The 5,362-nt window shown below is 71.7% G+C and carries 6 protein-coding genes; 2 read left to right on the top strand and 4 right to left on the bottom strand.

What is annotated here, in order from left to right; genetic code table 11:
- On the top strand, positions 1–675 hold a 675-nt coding region (locus ACWF94_RS32440; protein ID WP_453496703.1), incomplete at its 5' end, for a helix-turn-helix transcriptional regulator.
- A gap of 330 nt (positions 676–1,005) precedes the next feature.
- Entirely contained in the window at positions 1,006–2,226 is a 1,221-nt protein-coding gene (locus ACWF94_RS32435; protein WP_453496700.1) for a cytochrome P450, read from the top strand.
- 165 nt (positions 2,227–2,391) lie between these two features.
- Here ACWF94_RS32435 and ACWF94_RS32430 read toward each other — a convergent pair whose 3' ends face one another.
- From ACWF94_RS32430 to ACWF94_RS32415, 4 genes are read right to left on the bottom strand one after another with little or no spacing between them, the layout of a single operon-like run.
- A complete protein-coding gene (locus ACWF94_RS32430; protein WP_453496697.1) occupies positions 2,392–3,672 on the bottom strand; it encodes a cytochrome P450 in 1,281 nt (426 codons plus the stop codon).
- Complete coding sequence (locus tag ACWF94_RS32425) at positions 3,669–4,280, bottom strand: GTP-binding protein (protein ID WP_453496695.1); 612 nt, start codon at positions 4,278–4,280, stop codon at positions 3,669–3,671. The genes ACWF94_RS32430 and ACWF94_RS32425 overlap by 4 nt, the downstream gene beginning before the upstream one ends.
- Positions 4,261–4,620: a DUF742 domain-containing protein gene (locus tag ACWF94_RS32420; protein ID WP_453496692.1), complete on the bottom strand. Its 360-nt coding sequence runs from the start codon at positions 4,618–4,620 to the stop codon at positions 4,261–4,263. The genes ACWF94_RS32425 and ACWF94_RS32420 overlap by 20 nt, the downstream gene beginning before the upstream one ends.
- Positions 4,617–5,135, bottom strand: a complete 519-nt coding sequence (locus ACWF94_RS32415; protein WP_453496689.1) for a roadblock/LC7 domain-containing protein — start codon at positions 5,133–5,135, stop codon at positions 4,617–4,619. Before ACWF94_RS32415 ends, ACWF94_RS32420 begins: the two co-directional genes overlap by 4 nt.
- Positions 5,136–5,362 lie beyond the last annotated feature (227 nt).

Genomic DNA, 5,362 nt, shown 5'->3' with positions numbered 1-5,362 from the left:
CGACCGGCCGACGCCGTCATCCACTTCCGGCAGGCCGCCGCCGCGTACGCCGCCATGCCCCGCCCGTACGCGGCGATCCTCGCCACGGAGGCGGCCGAGACCTGCGTCCTGGCGGCGGCGGGGGCCGCCGGGGCGAGCGGCGACGCACGGGCCGCCGGGGGCGGTGGTGCCGTCGAGGAAGGCGGGGCCGGTGGGGTGGCCGGGCACGTCAGCGGCCAGGGCGCGGCACCCCGTACCGACCCCGACCCGGACCCCGAATCCGTCGCCGACCCTGAGCCCGACCCCGACCCGGACCCCGACGCCGAATCCGTAGTCGGCCCCGAGCCCGACCCCGAATCCGTCGCCGCGGCCGTGGAGTCCCTCGCCGACTGTGTCGAGCGGCTCACCGCGCTGGGCGCGAGCTGGGACGCCGCCCGGGTACGCGCCACCCTGCGCGCCCACCGGCCATCGGCCGAGCACCGCCCGCGCGGGCGCCCCAGCTATGGGGACCAGCTCTCGCCGCGTGAGCAGGAGGTGGTCGACCTGGCGTCCGCGGGACTCACCAACCGGGAGATCGCCGCCACCCTGCATCTGTCGCCCCGTACGGTGGAACAGCATGTGTCCCGGGCGAGGCGCAAGCTGGAGTCCCAGTCCCGGGAGCCACTGAGCCGCCCCCGCGGCCGACGCGCTCCTTGAGTTTCTCGCGTATCCGCAGGCCGCTCACGCCACTGTGCCCCCCCCCCCCCCCCCCCCCCCCCCCCCCCCCCCCCCCCCCCCCCCCCCCCCCCCCCCCCCCCCCCCCCCCCCCCCGCCCCACCCGCCCCACCCGCCCCGGCCGCCCCGGCCGCCCCGGCCGCCCCGGCCGCCCCGGCCCTCGGGCAATGGGCATGGGCAACGGACAACGGACAACGGACAACGGACAACGGACAACGGGATTCGACCAGGACCCCCACCGTCTCGGTCTGTCCTGGCCGATGTTCGCTCAATATCGTTGGGTGCGTTGTCCGTTACGGCTGAGGAGCGCTCATGGCCACCGCCCAGCAGGTCCCCGACATCCTGTCGCCCGAGTTCGCGCGGGATCCTTACCCGGCCTACCGCGCCATGCGAGCCGATGCCCCGCTGATCTGGCACGAGGCCACCAACAGCTATCTCATCTCGCGTTACGAGGACGTCGAGCGGGCGTTCAAGGACAAGGAGTCGCTGTACACCACCGACAACTACGACTGGCAGGTCGAGCCGGTGCACGGCAAGACGATCCTTCAGCTCAGTGGCCGGGAACACTCGGTACGGCGGGCGCTCGTCGCCCCCGCCTTCCGCGGCAGGGACCTCCAGGAGAAGTTCCTGCCGGTGATCGAGCGCAACGCGCGTGAACTGATCGACGCCGTACGGCACCGGGGCGAGGCCGACCTCGTCGACTCCTTCGCCACCCGCTTCCCCGTCAATGTCATCGCCGACATGCTCGGTCTTGACAAGGCCGACCACGACCGCTTCCACGGCTGGTACACCACCGTCATCGCCTTTCTCGGCAACCTCGCCGGAGATCCGGAGGTCACGGCGGCCGGTGAACGGACCCGGATCGAGTTCGCCGAGTATCTGTTCCCGATCATCGAGGAGCGCCGTGAACACCTCGGCGACGATCTGCTGTCCGCGCTCTGCGCCGCCGAGGTCGACGGGGTGCGGATGAGCGACGAGGACATCAAGGCGTTCTGCAGCCTGCTGCTCGCGGCCGGCGGCGAGACCACCGACAAGGCCATCGCGAGCCTCTTCGCCAATCTGCTCACCCACCCCGAGCAGTTCGAGGCCGTACGGGCGGACCGGGACCTGATCGACCGGGCGTTCGCGGAGACCCTGCGCTACACCCCGCCGGTCCATATGATCATGCGGCAGACCGCGGCCGATGTCACCGTCAGCGGTGGCACCATTCCAGCCGGGGCCACCGTCACCTGTCTGATCGGCGCCGCCAACCGGGACGGCGACCGCTACCGGAACCCGGACACCTTCGACATCTTCCGCGACGACCTCACCACGACCACCGCCTTCTCCGCCGCGGCCGACCATCTGGCCTTCGCGCTCGGGCGGCACTTCTGCGTCGGGGCGCTGCTCGCCAGGGCCGAGGTGCAGGTCGGCGTCAACCAACTGCTGGACGCGATGCCGGACATGCGGCTGGCCGACGGCTTCGCACCCACCGAGCAGGGCGTGTTCACCCGCGGACCGGCATCCCTGCCGGTGCGCTTCACCCCGGTGTGACCGGCGGACACGCACGCCCCCGGTGTGACCGGCGCCGCCGGGGCAGCCCACCCCCGTATGAGCGGCCCGGCCCTCACCGTATGAGCGGCCGGGCCCTCACCGTATGAGCGGCCGGGCCCTCACCGTATGAGCGGCCGGGCCCTCACCGTATGAGCGGCCGGGCCCTCACCGTACGACGGGAGTGAACCGCACGGGCAGGGCGGTCAGGCCGCGCATCCAGATCGAGGGCCGCCAGGCGAGTTCCTCCGGCTCCACGGCGAGCACCACGTCCGGCAGCCGCTCCAGCAGTGTCTCGACCGCCGAGCGGGCGACGACATCGGCCAGCAGCGGCGCCGGATAGGGGCAGCGGTGCTCGCCGTTGCCGAAGGACAGATGCGCGGAGTTCTCGGCGCCGATATGGCCCTCGGGCCAGATCCCCGGATCGGTGTTGGCCGCCGCGAGCCCCAGCACCACACAGTCCCCGGCCCGGATCTGCCGGCCGCCGAGCTGGGTGTCGCGCACGGCCCAGCGGCCGATGAAATTCTGGGTGGGGGTGTCCAGCCAGAGGACCTCGTTCAGCGCCTGGCCGACGCTGAGCCGGCCGCCGGAGACATTGAGCGCGAAACGGTCGTCGGTCAGCAGCAGCCGCAGTGTGTTGCAGATCCAGTTCGCGGTCGGCTGCTGGGCCGCGGCGATCACCGAGATCAGATCCTGCACGATCTCCTCGTCCGCCAGCCCCGCCGGATGCTCCAGCATCCGGGAGGTGACGTCCGGGCCCGGTGCCGTCCGCTTGTCCTTGACCAGCCGCTGGATGCGCTCCTGCACCCGGGTGTACGCGGCCACCGGATCGTCGCCCTCGCGGGCGTCGAGCGAGATCCCCAGATCGCGCACCAGCTCCTCGGTGTCGGCACCCGTGGGCATCCCGCACATCTGGACGGCCGCCCGCATCGGCAGCGCGTGGGCGTACGCGGCCATCAGTTCGGCCCGGCCGCTCCCGGCGAAGGCATCGATCAGCCGGTGCGCGATCGACCGGCTCCAGTGGGCGAGTTCGAACTGGTCGACCCCCTCCAGCGCCTGGGTGATCACCCCCGCCCGCCGCTGGTGCTCGGCGCCCTCGGTGAACAGCACGGAGGGCTGATGGCCGACGAACGGCATCAGCGGCCAGTCGGCGGGGATCGCGTCCCACTGGTTCCAGCGCCGGGAGTCCCGGGCGAACAGCTCGTCGTGGGCCGTCACATAGGTGACCTCGGCATAGCCGAGCACCAGCCAGGCCGGAATGTCCCCGTCGAGCAGGATCGGCGCGACCGCGCCGTGGTCCCGGCGCATCGCGCGGTACAGCTCGGCGGGGGTCTGCTGGTACTCCAGCCCGCTGAGAGGGATCGCGTCCGCGTGGGCGGGGCACCCCGGGGGCGGCGCCTGGCCGCCCGGGGCCCCGGGTCCCGTACCTGGATCAGTGAGGTCGGTCATGGTGTCATCTCCCGGGCCATGGCCAGTTCATGAAGGTGGTCGACAAGGCTGATCAGCACACGCTTGCCGGACGAGCGGACCCGGGCGTCGCATTCGATCAGTGGAACATGCGCCGACAGCGCCAGGGCCTGCCGTATCTCGGCCAGCGAGAAGGCGGCGGGGTCGTTGTCGAAGCGGTTGACCGCCACCACGAACGGTGTCCGGTGGTGTTCGAGGCGGTCGATGGCGTACCAGGAATCGCTCATCCGGCGCGTGTCGACCAGGACGACGGCGCCCAGCGTGCCCGCGAAGAGGCGGTCCCACAGAAACCAGAAGCGTTCCTGGCCCGGGGCGCCGAACAGATACAGCACCATACGGTCGTTGAGACTGATCCGGCCGAAGTCGAAGGCCACGGTGGTGGTCGTCTTCGTGGTGGGACCGGCCTCGTCGACGCCGACGCCGGCCTGCGTCATCAGCTCCTCGGTGTTCAGCGGGCGGATCTCGCTCACCGATCTGACCAGCGTGGTCTTGCCGACGCCGAATCCGCCCACGATCACGATTTTCAGTCCGGTCTCCGCCGTGTCGACCAGCGGGGTGCGGCCGGTCAGTTCAGAGGTTGCGGAGTCCATGGAGCACCTCCTCCAAGAGGGCAGAGTCGGGCAGGTCGACGAGTGAGCGCGCCGCCCGGGGATGACGTGCGGTGATACGCCCCGTCGCCAGGAGATCGCCCAGCAGGATCCGTACCACCGTGACCGGCAGCCGCAGCTCCGCGGAGATCTCCACGACCGCGACGGGGTGCCGGCACAGTTCCAGGATCCGCGCGTGCTCCGACTGCATGCCCGGTGACGGCCGGCACTCGCTGACGATCAGTGTCACCAGGTCGAAGAGGTCGTCCTCGGCGCGGCTGCGGCCACCCGTGACGGTGTAGAGCCGGTCCGGGTCGCCCATGTCGACAGGGCGGCGGGTCATGACAGCGGGCTCTCCGGGACCGGTGTCCGGGGCTCGGCCCGCAGATGCTCGCCGATCTGCTCGACCAGCTCGGTCATCTGGTGTCCGACCGCGCCCGGGTCGGCGCCGTCCGCCGCCACCACCGCCAGATGGGCGCCGTCGCCCGCCTCCACGATGAAGAGCAGCCCCCCGTGGAACTCCGTCATCGAATGCCGTACGCCGCCGCTGCCGTTGCCGAACTCGACCGACGCCCCCTGCGCCAGCGCCTGGATGCCCGAGCAGATCGCGGCGAGCTGATCGGCCTGGTCGAGCGTGAGATGGGGGGTCCAGCACAGTTTGAGTCCGTCGCGGGAGAGCACCAGGGCGTGCCGGGTGCCCGGGGTGCGTTCGAGCAGGTTCTCCAGCAGCCAGGTGAGGCTGTTGTCGGCGGTTCCGGCGGTTTTTCCGGCCTGTCCGGCCTGCTCGTACTGTCCTGCCTGGTCGTACGGTCCGGGCCGGTCGGCCGGCCCGGTTCGCTGAGGGTGATTGGTCTGCATGATGCTGCGTGGGGCGGTGCCCGGACGATCCGGGCAGCGGCCCCTGCCTCCTGTCTTGCGATGCGTACGTGGCGTACGGCTCGGGTGCGTGTGGCGGACGGGGCGCCGGGCCGGGTCGGTCACTCCGGCGGGGGCCCCGGGGGAGCCTCGTCCGGAGACTGGTGAGACTGCGGGGACTGAGGGGATTGGTGGGGCTGTTGGGGTCCTGGGGTTCGGGGGGACTCCCC

It is taken from the genome of Streptomyces sp. NPDC055078 (genome assembly GCF_053607985.1).
This window is presented reverse-complemented; position numbering and strand designations above follow the sequence as displayed.